The sequence below is a fragment of the Gardnerella sp. C0684A1 genome (assembly GCF_055326835.1).
Genome location: NZ_JBLTSX010000002.1, coordinates 336,480 through 362,294, shown reverse-complemented (window position 1 = coordinate 362,294; position 25,815 = coordinate 336,480). Strand labels below are relative to the sequence as shown.

13 protein-coding genes and 1 tRNA gene are annotated in these 25,815 nt (G+C 46.4%); 11 read left to right on the top strand and 3 right to left on the bottom strand.

Annotated elements, in window-relative coordinates:
- The first annotated feature begins 207 nt into the window (after positions 1-207).
- The 7 genes from ACNEUN_RS03195 (at position 208) to rplA (ending at position 6,205) form a co-directional block, all read left to right on the top strand.
- Positions 208-1,446 (top strand): pyridoxal phosphate-dependent aminotransferase, encoded by a 1,239-nt coding sequence (locus tag ACNEUN_RS03195; RefSeq protein WP_463630754.1) that lies wholly within the window; start codon positions 208-210, stop codon positions 1,444-1,446.
- Positions 1,447-1,582: 136 nt separating this feature from the next.
- Positions 1,583-1,658: transfer RNA gene (locus tag ACNEUN_RS03190), tRNA-Trp, on the top strand.
- Between the two features lie 37 nt (positions 1,659-1,695).
- Positions 1,696-1,923 carry a preprotein translocase subunit SecE gene (secE, locus tag ACNEUN_RS03185; protein ID WP_427876251.1) on the top strand — a complete coding sequence of 76 codons (228 nt, stop codon included), beginning with the start codon at positions 1,696-1,698 and terminating at the stop codon, positions 1,921-1,923.
- A gap of 53 nt (positions 1,924-1,976) precedes the next feature.
- Positions 1,977-2,843 (top strand): transcription termination/antitermination protein NusG, encoded by an 867-nt coding sequence (gene nusG, locus ACNEUN_RS03180; protein ID WP_463630827.1) that lies wholly within the window; start codon positions 1,977-1,979, stop codon positions 2,841-2,843.
- Positions 2,844-3,165: 322 nt separating this feature from the next.
- On the top strand, positions 3,166-4,194 hold the full coding sequence (locus ACNEUN_RS03175; protein ID WP_463630752.1) for a SpaA isopeptide-forming pilin-related protein: 1,029 nt from the start codon (positions 3,166-3,168) through the stop codon (positions 4,192-4,194).
- A gap of 869 nt (positions 4,195-5,063) precedes the next feature.
- Positions 5,064-5,495, top strand: a complete 432-nt coding sequence (gene rplK / locus ACNEUN_RS03170) for a 50S ribosomal protein L11 (protein ID WP_463630751.1) — start codon at positions 5,064-5,066, stop codon at positions 5,493-5,495.
- Positions 5,496-5,509: 14 nt separating this feature from the next.
- Positions 5,510-6,205, top strand: coding sequence for a 50S ribosomal protein L1 (gene rplA / locus ACNEUN_RS03165; protein ID WP_427876259.1), 696 nt, complete (start codon positions 5,510-5,512; stop codon positions 6,203-6,205).
- 476 nt (positions 6,206-6,681) lie between these two features.
- Here rplA and ACNEUN_RS03160 read toward each other — a convergent pair whose 3' ends face one another.
- Together ACNEUN_RS03160 and ACNEUN_RS03155 are read right to left on the bottom strand one after the other, a co-directional pair.
- Positions 6,682-8,103 carry a PucR family transcriptional regulator gene (locus tag ACNEUN_RS03160; RefSeq protein ID WP_463630749.1) on the bottom strand — a complete coding sequence of 474 codons (1,422 nt, stop codon included), beginning with the start codon at positions 8,101-8,103 and terminating at the stop codon, positions 6,682-6,684.
- Positions 8,104-8,339: 236 nt separating this feature from the next.
- Positions 8,340-10,388, bottom strand: a complete 2,049-nt coding sequence (locus ACNEUN_RS03155) for a DUF6020 family protein (protein ID WP_463630825.1) — start codon at positions 10,386-10,388, stop codon at positions 8,340-8,342.
- A gap of 247 nt (positions 10,389-10,635) precedes the next feature.
- On the opposite strand from ACNEUN_RS03155, the gene ACNEUN_RS03150 reads away from it, so the two are divergent.
- On the top strand, positions 10,636-11,544 hold the full coding sequence (locus ACNEUN_RS03150) for a biotin--[acetyl-CoA-carboxylase] ligase (protein ID WP_463630748.1): 909 nt from the start codon (positions 10,636-10,638) through the stop codon (positions 11,542-11,544).
- A 111-nt stretch (positions 11,545-11,655) separates the two neighbouring features.
- Here the strand turns inward: ACNEUN_RS03150 and ACNEUN_RS03145 are convergent, their stop codons facing one another.
- Positions 11,656-12,306: a biotin transporter BioY gene (locus tag ACNEUN_RS03145; RefSeq protein WP_463630746.1), complete on the bottom strand. Its 651-nt coding sequence runs from the start codon at positions 12,304-12,306 to the stop codon at positions 11,656-11,658.
- A 157-nt stretch (positions 12,307-12,463) separates the two neighbouring features.
- Here ACNEUN_RS03145 and ACNEUN_RS03140 point away from each other — a divergent pair, with 157 nt between their 5' ends.
- The 3 genes from ACNEUN_RS03140 (at position 12,464) to ACNEUN_RS03130 (ending at position 25,704) form a co-directional block, all read left to right on the top strand.
- Positions 12,464-14,395, top strand: a complete 1,932-nt coding sequence (locus tag ACNEUN_RS03140; RefSeq protein ID WP_463630745.1) for an acetyl/propionyl/methylcrotonyl-CoA carboxylase subunit alpha — start codon at positions 12,464-12,466, stop codon at positions 14,393-14,395.
- The gene (locus ACNEUN_RS03135; protein WP_463630743.1) at positions 14,392-16,038 is read left to right on the top strand and encodes an acyl-CoA carboxylase subunit beta; all 1,647 of its coding nucleotides are present in this window, start codon (positions 14,392-14,394) and stop codon (positions 16,036-16,038) included. The genes ACNEUN_RS03140 and ACNEUN_RS03135 overlap by 4 nt, the downstream gene beginning before the upstream one ends.
- Before the next feature lie 99 nt (positions 16,039-16,137).
- The gene (locus tag ACNEUN_RS03130) at positions 16,138-25,704 is read left to right on the top strand and encodes a fatty acid synthase subunit beta domain-containing protein (protein WP_463630741.1); all 9,567 of its coding nucleotides are present in this window, start codon (positions 16,138-16,140) and stop codon (positions 25,702-25,704) included.
- Positions 25,705-25,815: the final 111 nt, after the last annotated feature.

The following is a 25,815-nucleotide window of genomic DNA, read 5'->3' as shown; positions in this document are numbered from 1 at the left end:
CTGCGCGAATGTCCGAAAACAGCCAAACAGAGACAATAACGCAGTAACAGTACTGCACTAGTGTCTCAAAACAAACAAAATGAGACACTCGCGCAGAAAGCAAGTCATCGCGCGCTACGCTTTAAGTGCGAAAACAGTTCGTCGCGCAAACGCCTGGTAATTTCCGGCAGATTCGTCGTTTCTCGGCTTAAGGTTACACTGGAATACATGGCAGATAATATTGCAGAAACTTCATCGCAAGAAAATTGGCGCGTATTAAGCGAGCGCATTAACCGAGTCGCTCCGAGCGCAACTTTAGCAGTAGACGGCAAGGCGAAAGCTATGAAAGCTGACGGCATCGACGTTGTAAGCTTTGGTGCAGGCGAGCCTGATTTCCCTACTCCTTCTTACATTGTTGAAGCAGCCGCAGCTGCTTGCAAAGACCCGCGCAACTATCGTTATACTGCCACAGCCGGTTTGCCGGAGCTTAGAGAGGCGATTGCGCGCAAAGTGCAGCGAGATTCCGGCTACGAAGTTTCCCCAAATCAAGTCGTTGTAACAAACGGCGGAAAGCAAGCAGTTTACGAAGCTTGCCAAATTCTTTTAAACGATGGCGACGAAGTTATTATTCCAGCTCCGTATTGGACGAGTTATCCGGAAGCGGTAAAGCTTGCCGGCGGCGTACCTGTGCCGGTTTTAGCAGGTGCAGAGCGCGGTTTTGAGCCAGATATTGCGGCGATTGAGGCTGCTAGCACACCGCGCACGCGCGCAATCATCGTAACTTCGCCTTCCAATCCTACGGGCGCTATTTGGAGTGCGCAAACTATTCGCGCAATCGGAAAATGGGCGCTTGAACACCATATTTGGGTGCTTTCTGACGAAATTTACGAGCACTTGCATTACGACGGCATTTCGACTTCGTATATTGGCGTCGAGGTGCCAGAGATCCGCAATCAGCTGCTGATTTTGAATGGCGTTGCTAAAACTTACGCTATGCCGGGTTGGCGCGTCGGTTGGATGGTTGCTCCGGCAGATGTGGCGAAGTCTGCTGTAAAGTTGCAAAGCCACATGACTTCCAACGTTTCTAATATTTCGCAGCGTGCGGCAATTGCTGCAGTCGGTGGCTCGCTGGATGTGGTTTCCACTATGCGTGAGGCTTTTGATGCTCGTAGAAAAGCGATTGTGGAAGCGTTGAACAATATTGATGGTGTTACTTGCCCTCTTCCTCATGGAGCTTTTTACGCGTTTGCTAACGTTGAGGCGCTGCTTGAGCGTCCGCTTGGAGAGAAGCGCGAGATGCCGCATACTTCTTCTCGTTTTGCTGAGATGTTGCTTGATGAAGCGCATGTTGCTGCTGTTCCGGGAGAGGCTTTTGGTGCTCCTGGATATTTGCGTTTCTCTTGCGCTCTTGCTGACGATCAGCTTGCGGAAGGTATGCGTCGTATGAAGAAGTGGGTTGAAGCTTAGTCTGTTTCAATTTCTAATTTTTCTACGACACTCAATAATTGAAGTTTTGGTGCGGAAATCGTGGCCTTCCGCTAACATAGCTATTTGGCGGTTTTGCTATATTCTCTGTTTTGGGGTATGATTAGCAAGTTCACCTAGGGATGTGGCGCAATTGGTAGCGCAACGGTCTCCAAAACCGTAGGTTGTGGGTTCGAGTCCCGCCGTCCCTGCCAGTTTCATTTTATCAATCAGTTAGCGAAGGGTTTAGGCATGACACAGGCACGCGATAGTAAAAAAGCGAAAAAGCCAAATTTGTTCGTGCGTATCATCAGGTTCGTTAAGCAGACTATTGACGAGACTCGTAAGGTGATAGCTCCTCATGGTAAGGAACTTTTCGCATGGTCAGCTTCTGTATTTATTTTCGTTATTTTCTTGATGGTGTTTGTTACTTTCATGGACTTCGGCTTAGGCAAGTCCGTTATGTGGATGTTTGGCTGAGTTGAGATTCGAGGGTTTACAAAATGACTGACGAAGAAATGACTGATGCTGATATGACTGATAATGAAGCAGCTGAGATTAATCTTGAGGCGCTTGATTCTGTTGATGATGCTGTAGTTGATGATTCAGTAGTTGAGCCTGCTGAATCTGTAAGCGCTGAGTCTGATGAAGACACTTCTGCTGATGTGAATGCTGAAGATGTGACTGCTGGCTCGGTTGAAGCTGCTGATTCCACTGGCTCTGAAGAATCTACTGAAGCTGCTGACTCTTCGGAAACTTCTACTGCAGAAGTTGATCCTACTGATGCTGGCGCTTTGGCTGTAAAAGAGTTTTCGCAAAAGTTGCGTACGCTGGAAGGTAAGTGGTATGTTCTGCACACCTACTCCGGCTACGAGAAGCGAGTGAAAACTAATGTTGAGTCTCGTGTGCAAAGCTTTGGTTTGGAAGATAAGATTTTCCAGATTGAAGTTCCGATGGAGGAAGTTGAAAAGCATACCGAGAAAGGCAAGAAGGTTATTACTCGCGTGCGCGTGCCAGGCTATGTGCTGATTCGTATGTGGCCGGACGAGAATGCTCGCCGTATTGTGCGCGAAACTGAGGGTGTGACTGGTTTTGTTGGTCCTTCTAAGGAACCAGCTCCGCTTAGCCGCAAAGAAGTTGTGGCTATGATGGCTCCTATGATTGCTTCCGAGGCTTTGAAGAATGCTGGTGATAAGCCAGCTGCTGCTCGTAAGCGTACTGTTGAGGTGGCTTACAAGGTTGGAGATCAGGTTACAGTTACGGATGGTCCATTTGCGACTATGGCTGCTGTGGTTTCCGATGTGGAGCCTACAACTCAAAAGCTTACAGTTTTGGTTTCTATCTTTGGTCGAGAGACTCCTGTGGAGCTTGGATTCCATCAGGTGGAGCCGATTGTTTGAGCTTTTATAAAACTTTTACAAACCGGGGTGCGTTATTCGTGCTCCGGTTTTTTAGTTTCGCTTAGTTTTTTTTATTTACTGCGACACGCCGTAAAATGGTAGATTTTCTTGTAGCCGCAGTGCTTTTATCAATCTAAATAATAAATATTTCCAAAGTAAGTAGTTTTACTTGAATCTCACCATGGGGGGGGGGTATACTCTCAGCTGTACATTACGAAAGGGGTCGCATTCTGCCTGATTGTTAATGTGAGCCTTTGGGTTTCGTTAATTTTTGGGCCATTAAGTTTAAAAATTGTTTATGATTGTATAAGGAGAGTATGTTATGACTGCTCCGGAATCTAATACATTTTTAAAGTGTGTACGTGCGATTAGAGATTTTGTTGCTCGTCACATTGACTCTGGCGTTGCAAGAGAGTCTCAAAAGGCTTCTTGCGCCGCTTTGCGCTCAAACGCGTCCAAAAACGCGTTTGTAAAATCATCTAAAAACGCGTCTCGAAAAGCGTGTGGTTCGTGCACGAGTCGAGCGTTACTTTCGTTATTTGTAGCATCTGCAACGTTGCTTGCTACTTTTGTGATTGCTCCAACTTATGCTTTAAGTGCTGGTGAGAGTGCTACTGTTACTGAGAATACTGCTGGTACTAAGTCTGGTTCTGCTAAGACTGAGGGTGAGCAGAAGCAGACTGAGCAGAGTGAACCTAATAGTGCTGAGCTTAATAAGAATAATACTGGCTCTCCAAGCACTTTAACTAATAATAAGGAATCGAAGCCTGTTGAAAAGCAGAACTCTGATAGTAACAAGGTTGATGATAAGGCTAAGTTAGCTGAGACTGCTGCAAATAAAAACACTAAAAAGAAAGATGCTGCTGCTAACGCTAATGGTAACGGCACTGACAGAGGCGCGAATGAAGAGCCTCAGCTTCCGAAAGAGTGCAAGGCTGCGTCAACTATTGGTGATGCTGCTGCAGCTGCTGCTTCCCAACCAGCTGGCGCTGCTGCTACTGATGTGCAGACTGCTACAACAAATGATAAAGGTAACTTCGCGGCTGCATACAAGACTCGCGCTGGCGTTCCTGTTTATCTTGTTGAGGTTAAAGCTCTTACAGGCTATAAGCTTTCTAATGTTATAAAGGAAGTTACGGTCGCTACAACAAATACTGTGACAGATCCTTATGTTGTAGAATTCCCGAATATTCCAGAACATAACATTGATGGCAAGAGCTTCTGGTTCAACCTTCCTGCAACCGGCTCTTACGGAATACTGATTTTCGCTGTCGTGGGCATGGTTCTTATTGTTGCGAGCGTGATTACGTACGTGCGCAATCGCAAGGAAGAAGAACAGCAGAACGCTTGATCCGCTTTTTAAAGCTGGTCTTGTAGTCTAATAGCAAAGTGTGAGTCTAGGGTTTACTTAACTAAATCCTAGACTCGCTTTATCTACCAGCCCTGTTCGTAGTTTAATTTGTATGAAATTACTAGCGTTGTTGTAAAAAACAGGTACGCTAAATAACAACGGTGGGTGAATTTACGAGTGAGGGGTGGGTATTGCTTGGTCGAAGATGCTTTGTTATTAGTGTGGTAGAGATTTGAGATTTTTCGCACTGAATGAGATGAACCTCAGCCATTGAAGCCGCGTACTGTAGTTAAGCGATACTGCTTGGCATTTAATCGAAGCTGATACGAAGCGCGTAAAGATGACTGTGAGTCAAAACTGTCGAAAATACCAAATTGTTTGGTGAAATGAACAGAATGTGAGTTGAAACTGTCGAAAATACCAAATCGTTTGGTGAAATAAACAGAATGTGAGTTGAAACTGTCGAAAACACCAAATCGTTTGGTGAAATAGACAAAATGTAGGGCAAAACTGTCTAAAACACCAAATCAACCGATGAAATAAACAAAACGCGAGCTGAAACTGTCAATCTCCCGATGTTTTCGACATTTTCTATTCACTGCAAAAATATCACCGCGTGTATCGATTAGTTATATGCGCAAAAGTAGCTGCAGCTTTCGTACTGCAGCGTGTCGCGAAGATGTGACATAATAGGAAAGCTTGTGACTGGAGGAGAAATCCGCTAGCACAGCACAGCAATACAAGATGCGGGAGGAAGCTGCAAAACGGCTTTATAGCAACGTTTATGCATAAAAATTAAGTGTAACGTCTATGTATCAGCGTTTGTAGCAACCGTTTGGACCGCTTGTAAAAGAAAGAAGAACCATATTATGGCTCCGAAAAAGAAAGTCTCCGCGCTTATTAAGCTCGAGATTCAGGCTGGCAAGGCAAATCCAGCCCCACCACTGGGCCCAGCATTAGGCTCCCACGGCGTGAACATCATGGACTTCTGCAAGGCCTATAACGACCAGACGAAGGACAAGATGGGTCAGATCGTCCCAGTAGAGATCACCGTTTACGAAGATCGTTCTTTCACCTTCGTTTTGAAGACTCCACCTGCTGCTGCTTTGCTGCTTAAGGCTGCTGGCATTCAGAAGGGCACCGAGAACCCATTGACTCACAAGGTTGGTTCTGTGACCAAGGCTCAGGTGCGCGAAATCGCCGAAATTAAGATGCCTGACCTCTCCGCACGTGACGTCGAGGCCGGTATGAAGATCATCGCGGGTACTGCTCGCTCGATGGGTATTACCGTTACCGACTGAAAGGGAGTGTAGAAATGGCTAAGCGTTCTAAGAAGTATCGTGAAGCGGCTGAGAAGATCGACCGCAATAACCTGTACACCCCAGCTGAAGCTATCGCTTTGTTGCAGAGCATGCCAAAGCACGCTTTCGACGAGTCCGTTGAGGCTGTTATGCGCCTTAACGTTGATCCTCGCAAGGCTGACCAGTTGGTTCGTGGCGTAGTAAACTTGCCAAACGGCACCGGTAAAACCGCTAAGGTTTTGGTGTTCGCTCGTGGTCCAAAGGCTACTGAGGCTCAGGAAGCTGGCGCTGACATCGTTGGTGATGACGAGCTTATCGAAAAGGTTGCCGGTGGCTTCCTTGACTTCGATGCAGTCGTTGCAACCCCAGATATGATGGGTAAGGTTGGCCGCTTGGGTCGTGTTCTCGGCCCTCGTAGCTTGATGCCAAATCCAAAGACTGGCACCGTTACCATGGATGTAGCTAAGGCTGTTGCTGATATTAAGGGCGGTAAGATTGAGTTCCGCGTGGATCGCCAGGGCAACCTGTCATTCCTCTTCGGCAAGCTCTCCTTCGATGCTAAGGCTCTTGAAGAGAACTTCAAGGCTGTTGCAGACGAAATCCGCCGCTTGAAGCCAACCACCATTAAGGGTCGTTACATCACTAAGGTGACTGTTACCTCCACAATGGCTCCTGGTGTTCCAGTGGATATTGCAAGCATCGCTGCCTGATTTATTGCTAGCGAGTTTGTGCGAAAGCGCGAGATTCGCAAAGTAAATCAAGTATAAAGCTTATAAACGCTGAGAATGTGCTCATTTGCGAGCGCTTCTCAGCGTTTTTTAATAGTGAGGCACGCGTGCAGTTGGCGCTCGCGCGAGCTTTGACCGAGCTTGAAATCATTGGGATTTCAAGCTCTTTCAAAGCGTGATTTGGCTCAATTGTGAAGCACGGTGTGCTTCACATGCCAAATCAGCCTAACGGCTACCAATAACCGTGAGGAATAAACGCTCGCTTACGAAACTCGCGTTGGAAGTCCACTGGACTTCCAACTTGAGCGAGTTTCCGCTCCGAGTTGCCCTCGCGCGCTAAATCGCAGCGCTCAGGCAGGTCGTCGCGCTGCGTGAGTGTCTCTTGATTGCGTTTTTGGGACACTCGTGCAGTTTGTTTTCGGCGTGAGTGTCTCTTGATTGGTGAGTTGGCGACTTAGCTACATAATGTGCGAGCGCGCGTCGCGGATGCGGCCTATGGTAATGGCCGTCTGCAGTACGTACGCTGCACGAGGGTCGGTAGCATCCCAACCAGTTGTTTGCGCTACTTTGCGCAAACGGTATCTCACAGTATTTGGATGCACATTAAGTTCGTGCGCTGTCTGATCAAGTGCTCCGCCAAATCTAAGGAACATGTCTACTGTACTAAGAGTCGGATCGTCGCGATTATACGGAGCTAGGCTTTGATAAACGTCGTTGTATAAGCTTTCTACTGCAGTGCTGTCTCCAATAAGAGCGCGTTCAGCTAATACGTCATCAGCGTGAATTATTTGCGGCAAATGTTTAACAGCTGGTGCTACTGCAATTGCTGAAAGCGTGGCTGTTAAAGCAGATGATACTCGATCTACTCCCTGCACTATTCCGCTTATGCATACGGGCTTTTTGGATGCTGTAAATATTTGACACAGTTTTTCTAGCGACTGCTCGCTTGGGGTTTCACGAACTGCTAGCAAGACTATATGGGATGGTGATGAGAAAGTCTCGCTTGAATTTGCGCTATTTGCGCTACCTGCGCTACCTGCACTACCGGTAGTGCTACCGGCAAATAGATTCGTTGTTTGCCACGATCTGTTAATACGCTGTAAAGCGCTATTTTGCGCGCGTTCGACTATTGCGTCATATGCGTTGCAGTTTCCTAATTGTGGCCAAATATTGCGGCGTAATGTGTCTGTATTATCTGGAATTACTGGAGAGTCTTTTTTGCGCGTAGGGCCATCATCTTTAGTAATTTCTGCGCCGTAAGTACCAGCTATAACGATTATTTTCGGTGTATCAGGCCATTGCAATAGGTGTATTAAAGCGTTTACTCTCTGATCTGCGATGCCGTTCATAAGACACGTTGCAATAATAGTGTGTAAGCGTAGGCGAGTGGCAGCGTCAAAAACTTGACCATCGCGAGTATCGAAAATCCCAAACGGCTCAACTGCTGGTGCGCAAGGAAGTGGCGTAAAGTGTGGCGCTTCTTCTACAGTAGTATTCTCGCGATCTTGATTTGTGTTTTTGCGTCTCCACAAATGGTGCTTTCGTTTTTCTTCAACATCGTCTTTGTTGTTTGTGGAAGATTTAGTAGATTCTTCTTTTGCTGCAACAGTTGCGGAAAGTGCCGACTGATTTACCAGCTCATTTGATTGATTTGATTGTCCTGACTTTTCTAACTGCTTTTGTATTGCGCAAATTTGCACTCCTGTTAAAAGTGAAAGAAAATCATCATTTAGATTTGTGAATTTTTGATTCGCATCTGATTCGTCACTCGCCATTGCGTGATATGTATCTGAAGCGTTTACTTCAGTATTATTTAAGGATGCGGCATCGGAATGAGCACTCTGTGCTTGCGCAAACTGGTTTGAATTAATCTCGTCCATCCTGTGCCCTTAGTTGCAGCAATAATTAGCAATCATCTTTTCTATTATAGTCTTATAGTTGCTTTCTAGTAAATGCGCGGCTCGCAAGTGCTTTTGCGCTTTATGTTTTCGCTTTGCGTCTGCTTAGTATTTGCGCTTTGCGTCTACTCCTAATGTTTACTTCTTAGTACCCACCACTTTTATAAATTGCAGAAGCTAGCTCCTTTTAACTCAGCGCAGATTAACTAAGCGCAGAGTCATAATTTTTTAACAGCTTTCAACGTATCTCTCCAAAACGCTAGAAGTACAAAGCAGAATACAAAAGTAAGCGGAAGCATATGCCTTTCAAAATTATTAGCTGGAGCCATAATCATTACGCCCATTAACAGTGCTAGAGGAATATGCCATATCACTGTTTTCCAGCGTCTCAAAATAATTTCAGCAACTCCAATTAGTAGAGTTCCAATCACATAAGTATTACCGTGAATTAGGAATCTTAATGTGCTTTCTTCGCTTAATTCATTAATATTTTTTGAGATTTTGGATCTAAGTCGTGGATTCCATAGTTTTATCCATACAGATTTATGTATGCTGTCTGTGTTGAGATAATATTCTGGACCAACGTAAGGCGTGTCGAGAATATCAAAATATCCGTAAGATTTTGCTACAAGAGCGTCTGTTGCTACAAGTGGACTGTTAGTAATTGTTTTCCACCATGCTTTGTCTAGCTGTTTAATATCGGATTTAGTTACGTATCTCCATCTGTAACTAACTTTTTTTGATTGCAATCCAGAAGATTTTACAGGATCCGCATCGTTCGGTTTGTATGCTTCTGCTGCTTGATCTAGATTAAAAATTCGCGATATCGCGCGTTTTGCGCAGTGCGGTATGCTTTTTGGATCTACTTTTGCGATTCTAGCAATCTGCTGTAATTGTACTCCGCGACTTTCAATAGGGTCGCCGTTTATGATTGCGCCGCTTGAGATAAGCATTGTGATTGATCCGTGAATAATCACAGTCGGCAGTAGGATTCCACAAAGCCACAGTTTCCAATGTTTTATATGCGCTATAAGTAGCAGTGCGAATTGAATTGTAAGAATATACCAAGCGTATTTAGCTGCGATTAGCATTACAGATACGCTTATAACTAGCTCAATTATAGTGTGAATTGGAAGTTTTCTGCGGCTTTTGCGTTCGCTATTTTCACAGTCGTAGCTTCTATTTTCGCAAGTATTTTTATCGAAATAAATGCTATTAATTTCGTAACAAACGCCAACCCACCATGTAAAAGCGAATGCAAAAAGCGGTGATTTCGTTAGTGAAATCGTAGATAAAATAACTAAAGGATTAAACAGAAGCAGAAGCAGAACTATTACGCGCGCTATCATCGGCGTTTCTGCATTTGCGTAAATTGCGTAAGTTTTGTATTTTTTATTGTGCTTTCGCAAGCTATTGTTTTTATCGTAATTGTATTTAGATATAAGCCACGGTCGATTTAGAAAACGATTTGCTGTGGCAGCAAAACAGAAGGCTGCAAAAACAAATTGCATAAAAGCCAGAAGTACGATTCCAGCATCGTTAGAATCTGTAAAATAACGCGAAACTGCCGCGACAGAGCCGTAAATAACAGTAAGAACTATGTTGTGCTGATCGCTTAAATATGTTGGATTAGATGGCCACAAGTAGTGAGCAGTAGGGTAGATGTCTGCTGGTACGAAACTGAAGAATCCAATATATGGTTGTTTTAATCCTGTGATTTGGTTCCAAGCCCAACTGTATTCGCGAATTTGCGAGCAGAGGTCAGCTCCGTAAGCTGCAAGAAACGTAACCGGCACCCACAGCCAACCTAGTAGGAATGTTATGAAAAGATTGCGCTGCCTATGTGTTAGGTGGAAAACGCACCAGCGTATACAAAGTAGCGCGAGATTAGATATTTCTATTGCGGCAGAAGCTGCTTTAGCAAGAAAATGAGGTACGTTCCTGCGCAATAATTTCTTGTGCGCTTCAGTATGTATTAATTCAGTTAAATCGTGCCATTTAGATATAAGAAAATACTTGACTTTTTCCAAAAAATTTACTGCTTTTTTAGACTTGCTAAAAATTACAAGTGAGAAAAGAATGCAAGAGTAAATTATAAAGGAAATCAAAAAAATAATCGCATTACTAACACCAAAATCTGTAATAGAACCTAAATGTTTGGTGTGTAAGCTGCTGCGAAATATAAATCCTACGCTTGTGCAAAAACTTAATAGCGAACAAACGAGAATTCCTAGAAAATAATTAAAAACTACGCCTAATATTTTTATAAATTTGTTGCTTTTATTAGAGTCTGCAGGTTTTGGTGCTAAGGATTCGAGCATACTGGCTTCAGTTTTGCTAGATTTACTAACGAAATCCTTGCTTTCTGCCAATTTCATACCTGTAAACACCTACCAAATTTTTGCAACCTTTGTCACCGTGCTAAATTTACGCAAATCTTTTTGCGCAAATCTTTTCTTTTTGCACAAAGTCTCGCAGTAGCGATCACTTAACACGGTGTATAAAATTATACATATGAGTTTATTTTCTTCGCAAAGTGTGGCTAGCATGCCGCAAACTGCAAAAGTAGCAGATTATGTAAAACTTTTTAGTATCACAGATTCAACGCAAAATTTTGCGCGAGAAATAGTGCAAAATAATGAAATATCAGAAAGAAGTGACGGAAAGCCTACAATTTTTGCTATTGCTGCAGATGATCAAACTGCCGGTCGCGGAAGGCTTGGCAGAGAGTGGGTAAGCAGGCCGGGAGAAAGTTTTCTAGTATCTTTCTTAACTCTTCTTCCTAAAAAAATAGTTACTAACGCGGATATAAACGGTTGGCTTCCGATTATTGCCGGACTGTCTGCAAGAGACGCACTTTTAGACGTATTTAGTAAGTACAAAAGTTCATTTATGCATGGAGAAGATTGCAAACTAAAACTCAAGTGGCCTAACGATATATTCTTGCACGATTGCAAAGAAGGCGGAATTTTAACAGAACTCGTAGCAGTTCCTGGAAGAGAAGATCTTATGGGAGTTGTATTTGGAATCGGTATGAACTTGTACGTTCCGCAAGAAGTTCTTCCAATTAAAAAAGCAACTTCTCTACAAATGCACATTACAAAACTGCCGGAAGCTCAAGAATTGCGTGACGTTATTGCAGCAAGTATAGTAACGCGTTTGCGCTCGCGCTTATACGATTTTGTTAAAGATTATCAAAATAATGTGGCAGATTTGCTTAAAGAAGTAACTTGCGTGTGTTGGACACTCGATAGGGAAGTAAATGTACATCCTGTTGACGGAAGTGTAATAACAGGTACTGCAGTTTGTATTGGAAAGAATGCGTCGCTTACTATTCGTGCAAAAACAGGCGAAGATATTGTTGTAAAAAGCGGTGATGTTCACGCTGTTGCGTACGACGAGGACGCTTTTCCTGAGCGCTGACTGCGCAATTAGCTAGATATAAAAGAGACAGGCCGTGGCAACCGGGAATTGTTACCACGACCTGAAAGATGGGAAAAATACGAGAAGGTAGAAAATAGAGAACAAACACCCTCACGCATGTTTCTCTTTGAGCATATCATATACCCCTGAACAAACGACACTCGCGAGAAAAGCTTTAATAAGATCACCAATCATGAAGATGATCAAAGTAGCTGCAGCAGTCGAAAGTGGCATGCCAGTTAAGTAGCTTTGGCCAAAAATACCGAATGCGTAAATCACAATCGTGCCGATTATGGAAGCAACTGAGTAGGTGCAGAAGCGTGCGAAAGTCTTCTTAAATGAGCGTTCCGGCATCATTGCGTCAAGAGCAACGTCGAATACGCGCTTCAAAGCGGCAGTTGCAGCAACGCCAAAAATAAAGCCAACGAGGAAGCCAGCAGTAGGACCTACGAATACGGCCCAGCCGCCCTTAAATCCAGCGAACACAGGCAAACCTGCAGCGCCCAAAGCCAAATACATTACAACGGAAGCAACGCCCTTTTGCCAGCTCAAAGTCAAACCAATAATGCACAAAACAAGAGTCTGCAACGTAATTGGCACAGGAGTAATAGGCAGATAAATAGCTCCAGCCATAGTAGAAAGAGCCAAAAGCACAGTAAGAAGAACCGGCTTAGCAAGCCAAGTTGCAGCAGTCTTAACTTTATGCGCAACAGTTTCAAGAGAATTTGTTGTTGCAGCATTATTTTGATGCATGTCAGTCATATAAACCTTCTTTCGGTTTTTTAAACGTTTCCGTTTTCGCTAAACACATTACGTGCGTAAAAAATCAATTGCATTGGAGAAGTGTACAAAATTTTGCTCTAGCTTTTGTGTATGTCGGTGGAACCGTTTTATAGAATCTTGGAATATTTTGTAACTTATGGTTACGAATATCAAAAAAATACTCATCGCTAATCGCGGTGAAATCGCCTTGCGAGTAATTCGCACGGCTCACGAAATGGGCATTTCTACTGTTGCTATTTACGCACCGACTGATCGCAACGCGCAGTTTGTAGAAATGGCAGACGAAGCTTACGCACTTTCCGGAGACACGTATCGCGACACTTACTTAAACGAGGACGCGATTCTTGACATTATTAAAAGGAGCGGCACGGATGCTGTACACCCTGGGTATGGTTTCTTATCGGAAGTTGCATCTTTTGCTAAGAAAGTCAATGATGCTGGTGTTATTTGGATTGGACCTCGTCCGGAAGCACTTATTGACTTGGGTGATAAGATTACAGCTCGCCGCGTGGCTGTGCGTGCGAAAGTTCCGCCAGTTCCGGGCATTTCGGAGCCTGTAAAAGATATTCGAGAGCTTCTTACTTTTGCGCAAACGCACGGCTATCCGGTTATGATGAAACGCACGGATGGCGGCGGCGGACGCGGTATTACTGTCGTTCGTAACGATGACGAGTTGCGCGGCTTTTATATGAATCACGACGCTCTTCAGGGCGGCGACTTAGACGAATATTTTATTGAGCGTTTTATTGACAAGGCCAGGCACGTTGAAACTCAGTGCGGCCGCGACGCTCACGGAAATTTCACCGTATATTCCACGCGCGATTGCTCGGTGCAGCGCCGAAACCAGAAGCTGGTTGAGGAAGCTCCTGCACCGTTCTTGACCGACGATGAAAAAGAGCAGCTTTACCGATATTCTCGTAACCTATTTGAAGCTGTTGACTACGTTGGTCTTGGCACGTGCGAATATATGGTGACTTCTCAGCATAAAGTCTACTTCTTGGAAGTTAATCCGCGATTGCAAGTTGAGCACACGGTTAGTGAGGAAGTTAGTGGACTCGATTTGGTGCGAGAACAGCTTAATATTGCCGACGGCGGCGAGTTGATTAAAGATCCAGAGCCTCGCGGACACAGTTTTGAGCTGCGCATTACTTCGGAAGATCCTGCTACGAATTTGACTCCAAGTTCTGGTACTTTGACGAAAATCAAGTGGCCTTCAGGCCCTGGTATTCGAGTTGATTTTGGTGTTGAGGTTGGAGACAATATTTCGCCAAAATTTGATTCCATGATGGGTAAGCTTATTATTACTGCACAAAGTCGTGAAACTGCTGTTGCTCGCGTGCGTCGCGCTTTGAAAGAGCTTTGCATTGAGGGCGTGCCAACTCCTGCGAAACTTTTTGAGCAGATTTTTAACGATCCTGAGTTTACTGCGGAAAATCACAGTTTCGACGTGTCTACTAAGTGGATGGAACGCAAGTATTTGAACCGCGTTTCTGCCTCATCTTTGGGTGGACAGCCGGCTTCGCTTGTTTCTGGAAAGTCCGTGGACGAATCCGAAAATAAGCAGCCTGCAATGGAATCCTTCATTATTGAGGTTGATAATAAGCGCGTAAAGCTTACGATTCCGCAAGATATTGTTGATAATTTGACTGGCTCGGCGCGAGTTCGTAGCGTTTCTAGAGCTTCTCAGCCGCTTCGTGGACGTTCTCTTCGTGGAAGTACGCGTAAAACTGAAGAGCAAAAACAGATTCCTGGCGTAATTGCTGCTCCTATGCAAGCTGTTATTACGCGCGTGAACGTTGCTGAAGGCCAGCAGGTTGCTAAGGGCGATTTGCTTGTGGTTCTTGAGTCTATGAAGATGGAAAATTACGTTTACGCTCCTGCTGCTGGTACTGTTACTGGAATTTTTGTGGGGCCTGGCGACGGCGTGGAATCGGGCGCAAAGCTTGTGACGATTGATCTTGCTGGAGATAAGAGCGCAGATAAGTCTTCTGAATCTTCCGAAAGTGCAAAATCTTCTGAAAAATCTTCTGAACAGTCTTCTGAAAAGTCGGAAGGAGAGCAGAAATGAGCGCTTTAGTAAAAGAAAAGTCTGAAATTTCTGAAACTTCAGCGAAAACTGCCAATAATTCTGCCGCTAGTAATTCTGCCGAAGAGAGCAACTTGCAGCCTCGTCGTGGAAAAGCTGCAGTTCAGCACGCAGCACAGCTTGCTCGTGACGCGGAACAGAAAGCTTGTGAGCGCCAGCATGCAAAAGGCAAAAGCACTGCTCGCGAGCGTCTAGACTTGCTGTTTGACACCGGCTCTTTTGAAGAAATTGGTCGTTTTAACGGCGGCGATATTAATAATGATGTTGCAGGATGCGCTGTAATCACTGGTTTTGGTGAAGTGTATGGCAGAAAAGTTGCAGTTTACGCTCAAGACTTTTCTGTGCGCGGCGGAACTTTAGGCAAAGCTGAAGGTGAGAAAATCTGCCATCTTTTGGACATGGCTTTACAGCTTCGAGTACCTGTTGTTGCAGTAATTGATTCCGGCGGCGCTCGCATTCAGGAAGGCGTTAGCGCGCTTATGCAATACGGGCGAATTTTCAAAAAAACTTGTGAAGCAAGTGGATTGATTCCGCAAATCTCACTAATTCTTGGTCCTTGCGCTGGTGGTGCAGTTTATTGCCCTGCATTAACAGATTTGATTATTATGACTCGCGAACATTCAAACATGTTCGTCACCGGCCCGGATGTTGTTAAAGCTGCAACCGGCGAGGCTATTAGCATGGACGATTTGGGCGGAGGTCTTGTGCATAACGCAACTTCCGGCGTTGCTCACTATTTGGGCGAAGATGAAGCTGACGCAATCGACTATGCGCGCACAGTTTTGGCTTATTTGCCATCTAGCTGCGAGTCTGAGCCTCCTATTTTTGCCTACGCTGCAACGCGATCGGACCGCGAAACTGCGCGCGAGTTGGCAAATATTGTTCCAGATAACGATCGTCAGCCTTACGACGTGCTAGACGTAATTCGTAGAATCGTTGATTACGGTGAGTTTGTGCAAGTTCAGGAATTATATGCTGCTTCTGCAGTAGTTGGTTTTGCTTGCATTGAAGGGCATCCTGTTGGGATAGTTGCAAATCAGCCGAAGGTGAACGCTGGTATTTTGGATGTTAATTCTTCCGAAAAAGTAGCGCGATTTGTGCGATTGTGCGATGCGTTTAATCTGCCAGTTGTTACCTTGGTTGATACTCCTGGTTATAAGCCTGGTTCAGATCAAGAGCATGCTGGAATTATTCGTAGGGGCGCAAAAGTGATTTACGCTTACGCGAATGCTCAAGTTCCGCTTGTAACAGTGATTTTGCGCAAAGCTTTTGGTGGAGCTTACATTGTTATGGGCTCAAAATCTATGGGCGCGGATGTAAATTACGCGTGGCCAACCAGCCAGATCGCTGTTTTAGGCGCTCAAGGTGCTGTGAATATTATTCATCGCAAGGATTTGCAAAAAGCTAAAGAGCGTGGACAGGATGTTGATGCTCTTAGAAAACAGCTGGTTGACGAGTATGAGGCAACTACTGTAAACGCGAATCTTTCGTTGGAAACTGGTCAGATTGACGCAATGATTGATCCTGAGCAGACGCGCGATGCAATAGCTAACTCGCTAAAACTTTTAAGAAGTAAAAAGCGAGTTTCGAGAACTGGAAAGCATCACGGAAATCAGCCAATGTGATTTCAGTGAGTGCAGAAAATAAAACTAGATCGCAAGTAAATAAACCAAATTAATCAAACAAACGATAGTTTTATCGGATATCAACGAGAAGGAAACATCATGACGACATACTTTTTCGACCGCCTCGCTTATGATCCACACGCGCTTGTGTTCGCAGGCCAATCAACTCCATGGGTTGAAGCTTTACGTGAACTTAGTTCAGATGAAGAATTAAACGCGGAACTTCACGAGTACGAAGCTAACGCGAAAACGTTACTCTCGCCAATATATGCTGAGCTTTTAGCAAACGCAGGAGGAGACGTAAACGTTTTCGATGCTTTGGAAAATAAGCATATTAACGCTGCAAACGCGCTTTTTAGCGTGCCGGGAATTACTTTAGCTCAGCTAGGAGCAGTGCGCGATTTAACCAATCTTGGCTACAACTTTGAAGTAAACAAACCTTGCGCAGTATTGGGGCACTCGCAGGGAGTAATCGCAGCGGAAATGGTAAAAGCGCGCATAAAAGCTAAATCTTGGCAGAAGGCTCGTGCGCAAATAGAAGAACTGCTTGCAATCGCTTATCTTATTGGCGCAGCTGGGGATCGCGAATCTAGAATGCTTGAAATCACGGGAGACGGCGAACGTACGCCAATGCTCTCGCTTAAAGGCGTAACGCAAAAGCAAGCAAAAGCTTTGATTTCTCGCGTAGAACGCACTCGTGGCGAAGTGTCGATTGCGGTTAAAAACGCTTATAATCACGTAGTTATTGCAGGCTATCCAGAAGATATGGAAGCTGTTGATAACGAAGCTCAGAAAGAAGCGCAACGCTCGCAAAAATTGCGCAAAATGAAGGTGCGCGGCGGTGCTGTGTTTGCTCCTGTTGCTGAATATTTAGATGTTACAGTACCGTTCCATTCGCCAATGCTTGAAACTGCTGTTGATCAGGTGGAATCTTGGGCGCGAGAAGCTGGATTAAATACAGTTCTTGCTCGCGAATTAGCTAATGCTGTGCTTGTGAAGCCTGTTGATTGGGCTGCTCAAATTAGCGAAGTTTTGGATCAAAACGATGCGCGTTCGCTTTGGATTATGGATATGGGACCTAGCGAAGTGCTTGGAAAACTTACTGGCGTGCTGGTGCAAGGTACAGGTGCTGGTGTAGTAGAAGCTGCAACTGTTCGCAATCGTGCAGAGCTTTCCACAATGGACTTAGAGCCTACTCGAACAGGCTGCTGGAATGATTTTGCGCCTCGCGTAATCGACACTCCTGCAGGACGCAAAGTTCTTACAAAATTCAGCAAACTTACTGGAAAAGCGCCGGTTCTTCTTGCTGGCATGACTCCAACCACAGTGGAGCCGGAAATAGTTGCTGCTGCAGCGAACGCTGGATATTGGGCTGAGCTTGCTGGAGGTGGTCAGGTAACTTCTGAAGTTTTCGACCGTCATATGAAGTCTCTTTGCTCTCAGCTTCGAGAAGGCGCAACGGTTGAATTTAACGCCATGTTTATGGATCGATACTTGTGGAATTTGCAGTTTGGTTCGAAGAGAATCGTACCAAAAAAGCGACAGTCTGGTGCTCCAATTGATGGCGTAGTTATTTCTGCCGGAATCCCAGAACTTGATGAAGCTAAAGAATTAGTGGCTTCTTTACAGTCTGATGGCTTCCCTTACGTAACGTTTAAGCCTGGAACAGTTGATCAGATTCGTCAAGTTGTGCGAATCGCTAAGGCTGTTTCTCCTGCAATGATTATCGTGCAGGTTGAAGGCGGCGCCGCTGGTGGTCACCATTCGTGGGAGTCTCTTGACGATCTTCTTATGACAACTTACGCACAAGTTCGCGATTGTGATAATTTGGTGCTTGTTGCAGGTGGCGGTATTGGTACACCTGAGCGTGCTGCAGACTACATTTCCGGCGAATGGGCGCGCGAGTATGGTTTGCCAAATATGCCTGTTGATGCTGTGATGATTGGCACGGCTGCAATGACAGCAAAAGAGGCTCATACAAGTCCTGAAGTAAAACGCATGCTGGTTGAAACGCCAGGAATTGTTATGCCTAAGGCTTCAAGTGTAGAAGGTTTTGATGAAGATCCGTTTGCGCCATTAGGTGAACGCTGGGTGCCTTCTGGAAAAGTTGTTGGTGGTGTAACTAGCGGCTTAAGTCATTTGCATGCGGATATTTATGAGCTTGAAAACGCTTCTGCACGCTGCGGCCGCCTGCTTGTACACATGATGAAGCATCCTGAAGAGCTTGAAACTCGCCGAGACGAAGTAATTGCAGCACTTAATGCTACTGCAAAACCGTATTTCGGTGACTTGGAAAGCATGACTTACGCTCAGTTTGCTCAGCGTTTCCTTGATTTGGCATACCCGTGGGTAGATCCTACTTATGCAGATCGCTACATGCACTTACTGCAGCGTATTGAAGCTCGTTTAGTGAGCCAAGATTCTGGTGAGTTTACGTCGATTTTGCCAACTCGTGCGCAAGTTGGCGAACATCCTCAAGCTGCTTTGGATGCTTTACTTGAAGCTTTGCCTCAAGCTCGTGAACTTAACGTTGTGCCAATGGATGCTGCTTGGTTCCCAACTTTGGTGCGCGAATACCCTAAGCCAATGCCATTCGTGCCAGTTATTGACAACGATTTGTTGCGCTGGTGGGGTCAGGATCAGCTTTGGCAGTCGGAAGATTCGCGCTATTCGGCTGATGCTGTGCGCGTAATACCTGGCCCTATTTCTGTGGCCGGTATCACTACTATGGATGAGCCGATTGCGGATATTCTAGGCCGTTTTGAAGCAGCTATGCTAAATCGTGCAGAAGTAGAAAATAAAGCAGAGAGTAAGTCTGAAAATAAATCTGAAAGTAGCGTTACAAAAGCTGCATTTAGTCAGATTTCTGCAGCTAAAAACGTTGAAGCTTACGTTCGTTCATGCCCTAATATTTCGTGGGTTGGTCACGTAACTACAAACCCAGCTTACGGAACTGAAATTGGCGATAAGAATTACGTTATTAACGTAACTTCTACAGATGCTGACTTGATTTCCCTAGATTTGGACATAAAACTCGATACTTTCTGGGATTCTCAAGAAAATCAAGAAGCGCAACACGCAGCCAAAAACGCTGCAGTATCTCAAAAACGCAAGCACGCTGTACGAGATATTGTTATTCCGCTTACAGTTGACGCAACTCGAGCAGGAAGCATACCAGTAGTCGACCGCGAACGCTTACCAAAGCATGTTTACAATATGCTTGCAGCAACCGCTGGTATTGGAAATACTGCGATTACAGGTGATGTTCTTGATGCTATGCCTAAGGTTGAGACGCTAAAAGAAGATGGCAGTATAGCGAAGTTGCCGGAAGATTTGCTGGAAGAGGGTTATAAAGATTTCCCATTTGGATTAGTTCACTCGTCTTATACTTTCTCTCGCAATCTTGGAATAGATCACGAGTCAGCTACTGCTGGAAGACTCCCAGACGGACTTCTTGCCTCTCGCATTGTGCCAGACGCGCTAGTTGGTCCTGCTTGGCCAACTATTTACTCTGCTTTAGGCTCTGTAATGGTTGACGGATACCCGATTATTGAGGGTCTTCTTAACGCCGTTCATTTGGATCATCTAATTGAGTTTGACGTTGATGTTGAAGATTTACGCAAGTATGTTGATAAGCGAATTAATTTACTCGGTTGGGCAGAACCTTACGCAGAATCTGCTTCCGGACGAGTTGTAACAATTCACGTAGTGCATACTGCGGCAGATGGCACCCGTTTGGCTCACGAAACAGAACGTTTCGCTATTCGCGGACGCAGCTTTAGTTCGGCACTTCCTGTACCAGCTAAAGAGTACGGTGATGCGGCAGGATTGCACGGATACGAAATTGAAGACACTCCTCGTCGCGCTTTGCGAAGAGTAGTAGTTCGCGCTCCTCACGATATGACGGCTTTCGCACGCACTTCTGGAGATTTCAACCCAATTCACACTTCTGCTAGGGGAGCTGCGATTTCCGGTCTTTCTGCGCCTCTTGTGCATGGAATGTGGCTTTCCGCAACAGCTCAACATGTAGCTCAAGCAGTTGATGAAAAGGGCGCTCGCTACGAGCTTATCGGCTGGTCCTACAACATGTATGGCATGGTTCAGCTTGATGACGAAGTAGAAATTACGGTTGAACGCGTTGGTAAAGTTCGCCGCGGCGGACTCGCTTTGGAAGTTACGTGCCGAGTTAACGGACAAATCGTATCTAAAGCAAGCGCACTTACTCGCGCTCCACGAGCAGCCTTCGTATACCCAGGTCAGGGTATTCAAAAGCAAGGAATGTCGCTGGATGAGCGAGCAAAATCGCCTGCAGTACGTGACACTTGGGAAAGAGCAGACAAGCTTACTCGCGAAAAGCTTGGATTCTCAATACTCGCAGTCGTGCGAGATAATCCTAAGGAGCTTACAGCTCACGGCGTAACTTACCGTCATCCTGAAGGATTACTGAATTTGACGCAGTTTACGCAAGTTGCGCTCGCAACAGTTGCTTTTGCGCAAACCGCTCGTCTGCGTGAAGCCGGATGCGATATTTGGCCAGCATATTTTGCCGGTCACTCGCTTGGTGAGTACAATGCTTTGAGCTCCTTCGCTCAGATTATTCCACTCGAAACTGTGCTCGAATTAGTGTTCCATCGCGGATCTACAATGCATCATTTGATTGATCGAGATGCACAAGGTCGCTCAAACTATCGCATGGGCGCGCTTCGTCCAAACCAGTTCGGTGTGGACGATGAAGGTGTTAACGCTTACGTTGATAGCATTGCTAAAGCTACTGGCGAATTCTTGCAAATTGTAAACTACAATTTGGCTGGTCAGCAGTATGCGATTGCTGGAACTATTAAGGGCTTGAAAGCTTTGCAAGCCGACGCTTCTAAGCGAGCAAAAGAATATGGTGGTAAGCCGCCGTTCATGTTTGTTCCTGGAATTGACGTACCGTTCCATTCTCGCATTCTTCGTAAAGGCGTGCCGGAATTCCGCGATAAGCTTGACTCGCTGCTGCCAGAGTATATTGACTACTCGGTTCTTGTAGATCGTTATATTCCAAACCTTGTGGCATGCCCGTTTGAGCTTACTCGCGAGTTTGCGCAGAAGATTTTGGATGTTGTTCCATCTGAGCGTATTGAAGCTGCTTTGGAAGACGAGGCAACTTGGAAATCTTACGCAGATGATGAGCAAAAGCTTGGTAGACTGCTTCTTACGGAACTTCTTTCCTGGCAGTTTGCTTCTCCAGTTCGTTGGATTGAAACGCAGGCTCTTATGTTTGCGGATCGCGCTCGCGGCGGTCTTGGTGTTGAAGAATACGTGGAAGTTGGTTTAGGAAACGCTCCGACTTTGGCAAATCTTGGTGCTAAAACTCTCGCTTTGCCGCAGTTTAGTGGCGAAAAGGTGACCGTTTATAACGTTGGCCGAGATGAAGGTCGCGTCTATATGACTGACACTGATTCGCTTGTGCCAGAAGTATTTGATGAGGAAGATAGCGCTACTGAAGCTGCTCCTGCTGCTTCTGTACCGTCTGCCGCACCTGCAGCACCTGCTGCTGCTCCTGCTTCTGCTTCGGCTCCTTCTGCTCCTGCAGCAAGCGGACCTGTAGCAGACTTGCCATTCAAAGCATCTGACGCAATTTCAATGCTTATTGCTTATAGCGCAAAAATTCGCCTCGATCAAATTGGCGATACCGACACAACAGATACACTTACGAACGGCGTATCTTCACGCAGAAACCAGCTTCTTATGGATATTAGTTCCGAGCTTGGCGTGGCAAGTGTGGATGGTGCAGCAGAAGCTCCAATGAGTGCGCTTCGTAAGCTAGTTGATTCTGTTGCTCCGCGCTATAAAGCATTTGGTGTTGTGCTTTCCGATATTGTGCGCGAACGTTTGCGTGCGCTTTTCGGTGCGGCAGGCGTGAAGCCAGCGCAAATCGACAAGCGTATTTCGGAAGTTTGGCAGTTAGGTGAGGGTTGGCGTGCGCACGTGCTTGCGGCTTTGGTTTTGCAAACGCGTGAAGGTGCTAGCGTGCGTGGCGAAAATCTTGCGCAAATTTCAACTGAACCAGCAAAGAATACTGCTGCTGCAGATGCGTTAATTGACGCTGCAATCGCTCAAGTTGCACAAGCTCACGGCGTTAGCGTTTCTCAGCCTGGTGCTGCGGGCGGTGCGGGCGGTGCTGTTGTTGATTCCGCAGCTCTTGACGCTTTTGCGCAACGTGTTGTTGGTGCAGATGGTGTACTTGCTGCAACAGCTAAGTTTGTGTTAGCAAAGCTTGGTGTTGAGGCGCCTCAAGCAGAAACTGAGAGCGATGAAAATGCCGCTGTTGTAGCTGCTGTTGAAGCTGAGCTTGGTTCTGATTGGCCAAAACAGGTTGCTCCTCGATTTGATGAGCGTAAGGCGATTCTTTTCGACGATCGTTGGGCTTCTGCTCGCGAAGACGTTGCTCGCTTGTACTACAAGTATGCTGGAAAGAATGTTGATATTCAGATAACTGAAGTTTCTGAAATCTTAAATGATTTTGGTAGTTTCCTTGGTGCTGGGGAAGCAGTAGCTTCAGAAGCTGAATGGTTTGCTGGTCTTGCTGATTCGCGCGGATTAAGTAATCTATCTACTGTTCTTTCTGCTATTGCTCGTGATGCACGCACCAAAATTGCAAAATCGCACGAATCTGATGCGGCTGATTTTGCTGAAGCAACTCGTTTTGCAGGAGAAGTTGCGGTTGTTACTGGAGTTGCTCCTAACTCAATCGCTGCTCGCGTAGTAACAGGCTTGCTTAAGGGCGGTGCTACAGTTATCGCAACTTCGCACAGTTTCAAGCCGAGCGTTAAGTCTTGGGCAAAGAAAGCTTATCGCGAAAACGCTCAAATGGGCGCAAAGTTGTGGCTTGTGCCAGCAAACTTGTCTAGTTATCGCGATGTTGACGCGCTTGTAAAGTGGGTTGGCACTGTTTCAAAGAAAGTCAGTGGCGCAACTACTACTATTTTGAAGCCTGCTTACGAGCCTAGTATGTTCTTCCCATTCGCAGCTCCACCAGTTCACGGTACTTTGGCTGATTCTGGTTCGCTTTTTGAATCGCAATCTCGCTTAATGCTTTGGGGTGTAGAGCGCGCAATTGCTGGATTTGCGCAAATTGGAGCAGACACGGATGTGCAACATCGTATGCACGTTGTGTTACCTGGTTCTCCAAACCGCGGTATGTTCGGCGGCGACGGTGCTTACGGCGAAGTCAAGAGTGCTTTCGATGCGATTGTGAATCGTGCGCATGCAGAAAGTGTGTGGTCTGATCGCGTTACGTTCGCTCATCCTAAGATTGGCTGGGTGCGTGGAACTGGATTAATGGGCGGAAACGATCCGTTGGTTGCCGTAGTTGAACGCCATGGATTAACTACATACTCTACGCAAGAAATGGCTGATCGTTTGCTTGAGTTGTGCACAAAAGAGTCGCGTAAGCAGGCTGCAATCGCTCCTCTGGACGTAGATTTTACAGGCGGATTAGGCAAGGAGCCTCTCGATTTGAACGCTCTTCGTGCAGAAGCGCTGGAAGATCAGAAGCGTGCGGAAGAAGCAGCAAAATCTGCGGAATCTGCTTCACAATCTGCTGCGGAAAGAACTGTCGAATCTTCTGTAAAGTCAACTAGCAAGGCTCTTCCTACCCCTTACGCACCAACTCAGCCACAAGTCAACTTGTCTGATTGGAAGAACGTAACAGCGCGTCCTGAAGATGAAATCGTAATCGTATCAGTCGGCGAGCTTGGACCATGGGGTTCCGGACGTACTCGTTTCGAAGCAGAGCTTGGAATTAAGGAAGACGGTTCCGTAGATCTTTCTGCAGGAGCTGTGCTGGAATTGGCTTGGAATATGGGCTTGCTTACTTGGCAAGACTCGCCAAAGCCAGGCTGGTACGATGCGGAAGGCACGCTTGTTCCAGAAGAAGATATTGCAGAGAAATATCGCGACGAAGTAGTAGCACGTTCCGGTATTCGACCATTCGAAACCGGAATGGGCGGCGACTACAAGGACGGAGCGAACGAAGAAGAAGCAGAAATATTCCTCGACCACGACGTAAGCTTCAGCGTGCCAACAGAAACGATTGCGCGCGAATATGTGGCACTCGACGAAGCACACACTGCAATTGCTCGCGATGCAGAATCTGGCGAATGGACAGTTACGCGCAAGGCAGGTTCCATGATTCGCGTGCCACGCAGGGCTGCGATGACCAGAACCGTCGGAGGACAATTCCCTAAGGGCTTCGACCCGCTCAAGTGGGGAATTCCAGCTTCAATGGTTGGAAGTGTTGACACGATTGCGTTGTGGAATATCGTCACAACAGTGGACGCTTACATTTCCGCCGGTTTCACACCTTCGGAGATTCTGCAAGCCGTGCATCCGTCGCTGGTTGCTTCCACGCAAGGAACCGGTTTCGGCGGCATGAGCTCAATGCGAAACCTATACTTGGATCGCTTCCTTAACCACGAAATCCCAACCGACGTGCTGCAAGAAGCGCTACCAAACGTGGTGGCAGCGCACGTAATGCAAACTTACATCGGCGGTTACGGAAACATGGTTCAGCCTGTGTCGGCATGCGCAACTGCAGCAGTTTCGCTCGAAGAAGGCGTTGATAAGATTGCGCTCGGCAAAGCTGACTTCGTAGTAACCGGCGCAATTGACGATATCGGCGTGGAATCCGTGGTCGGCTTCGGCAATATGAACGCAACTGCCAATAGCGAAGAAATGTACGCAAAGGGTATAAATCCTCGATTCTTCTCTCGCGCAAACGATCGCAGACGCGGAGGCTTCCTTGAAGCGCAAGGCGGCGGTACGATTTTGGTTACGCGCGGAGATATTGCGCTTAAGCTCGGTTTGCCTGTTGCTGGCGTAGTTGGGTTTATTCACTCCTACGCTGACGGCATCCACACTTCTATTCCTGCTCCAGGCTTGGGTGCTTTGGCTGCAGGAATGGGCGGCGCTAAGTCTAAGCTCGTGCGCGATTTGGCAGCTCTCGGCGTTACACCAGACGATATTGCAGTGGTTTCTAAGCACGATACTTCCACGAACGCAAACGATCCGAACGAATCCGAACTGCACAATACTCTTGCGCACGCAATCGGACGTACGGACGGAAATCCACTGTTCGTAATCAGTCAAAAGACGCTAACCGGTCACGCAAAGGGCGGCGCGTGCATCTTCCAAATAAACGGTTTGACGCAACTGTTTAGAAGTGGCGTAATCCCTGGAAACGCATCGCTTGATTGCGTGGATCCTAAGCTTGCGCGCGACGATCACATGGTTTGGTTGCATGAGCCGATGCGCATTGTTGGCGGATCTGGCTCTGGCGTAGTGAAGGCTGCGCTCGCAACTTCGCTTGGCTTTGGTCACGTTAGCGGATTTGTAGCCTTGGTTCATCCGGGTGCGTTTGAGGCGGCTGTGGCTGCTACCGCTGGTCCTGAGGCGCTGGAGGAGTGGCGCGCTAAAGCAAACGCTCGCTTAGCTGCAGGACAGAGAAGGCTTGAGGAAGGCATGATGGGTCACGCGCCGCTGTTTGAGCCGGTTGAAAATCGCCACTTGCTGAAGGATGGTACGCGCCTGCCGGATGGCACTCGCTATGACGGTCACGAGGCAGAAAAGGCTATGCTGCTTAATCCTGAAGCTCGCCTTAACGCTAACGGCTACTACTGCTGAGCTGCTTACGACTGTTATGGCTTGTAGCTTGTAGCTTGTCCAAAGCACTCTAATCGTTCGTAAGCGATCTAACTAGCGAGTGCAAAAGGCAAATAGGGCACTAACGTATTG

What these genes read in the sequence shown, in the direction of transcription:
- ACNEUN_RS03130 (WP_463630741.1), top strand. Translation starts at nt 16,138, where the DNA reads ATGACGACATACTTTTTCGACCGCCTCGCTTATGATCCACACGCGCTT.
- ACNEUN_RS03160 (WP_463630749.1), bottom strand. Translation starts at nt 8,103, where the DNA reads ATGGACGAGATTAATTCAAACCAGTTTGCGCAAGCACAGAGTGCTCAT.
- ACNEUN_RS03150 (WP_463630748.1), top strand. Translation starts at nt 10,636, where the DNA reads ATGAGTTTATTTTCTTCGCAAAGTGTGGCTAGCATGCCGCAAACTGCA.
- rplK (WP_463630751.1), top strand. Translation starts at nt 5,064, where the DNA reads ATGGCTCCGAAAAAGAAAGTCTCCGCGCTTATTAAGCTCGAGATTCAG.
- nusG (WP_463630827.1), top strand. Translation starts at nt 1,977, where the DNA reads ATGACTGATAATGAAGCAGCTGAGATTAATCTTGAGGCGCTTGATTCT.
- secE (WP_427876251.1), top strand. Translation starts at nt 1,696, where the DNA reads ATGACACAGGCACGCGATAGTAAAAAAGCGAAAAAGCCAAATTTGTTC.
- ACNEUN_RS03175 (WP_463630752.1), top strand. Translation starts at nt 3,166, where the DNA reads ATGACTGCTCCGGAATCTAATACATTTTTAAAGTGTGTACGTGCGATT.
- ACNEUN_RS03140 (WP_463630745.1), top strand. Translation starts at nt 12,464, where the DNA reads ATGGTTACGAATATCAAAAAAATACTCATCGCTAATCGCGGTGAAATC.
- ACNEUN_RS03195 (WP_463630754.1), top strand. Translation starts at nt 208, where the DNA reads ATGGCAGATAATATTGCAGAAACTTCATCGCAAGAAAATTGGCGCGTA.
- ACNEUN_RS03135 (WP_463630743.1), top strand. Translation starts at nt 14,392, where the DNA reads ATGAGCGCTTTAGTAAAAGAAAAGTCTGAAATTTCTGAAACTTCAGCG.
- ACNEUN_RS03145 (WP_463630746.1), bottom strand. Translation starts at nt 12,306, where the DNA reads ATGACTGACATGCATCAAAATAATGCTGCAACAACAAATTCTCTTGAA.
- rplA (WP_427876259.1), top strand. Translation starts at nt 5,510, where the DNA reads ATGGCTAAGCGTTCTAAGAAGTATCGTGAAGCGGCTGAGAAGATCGAC.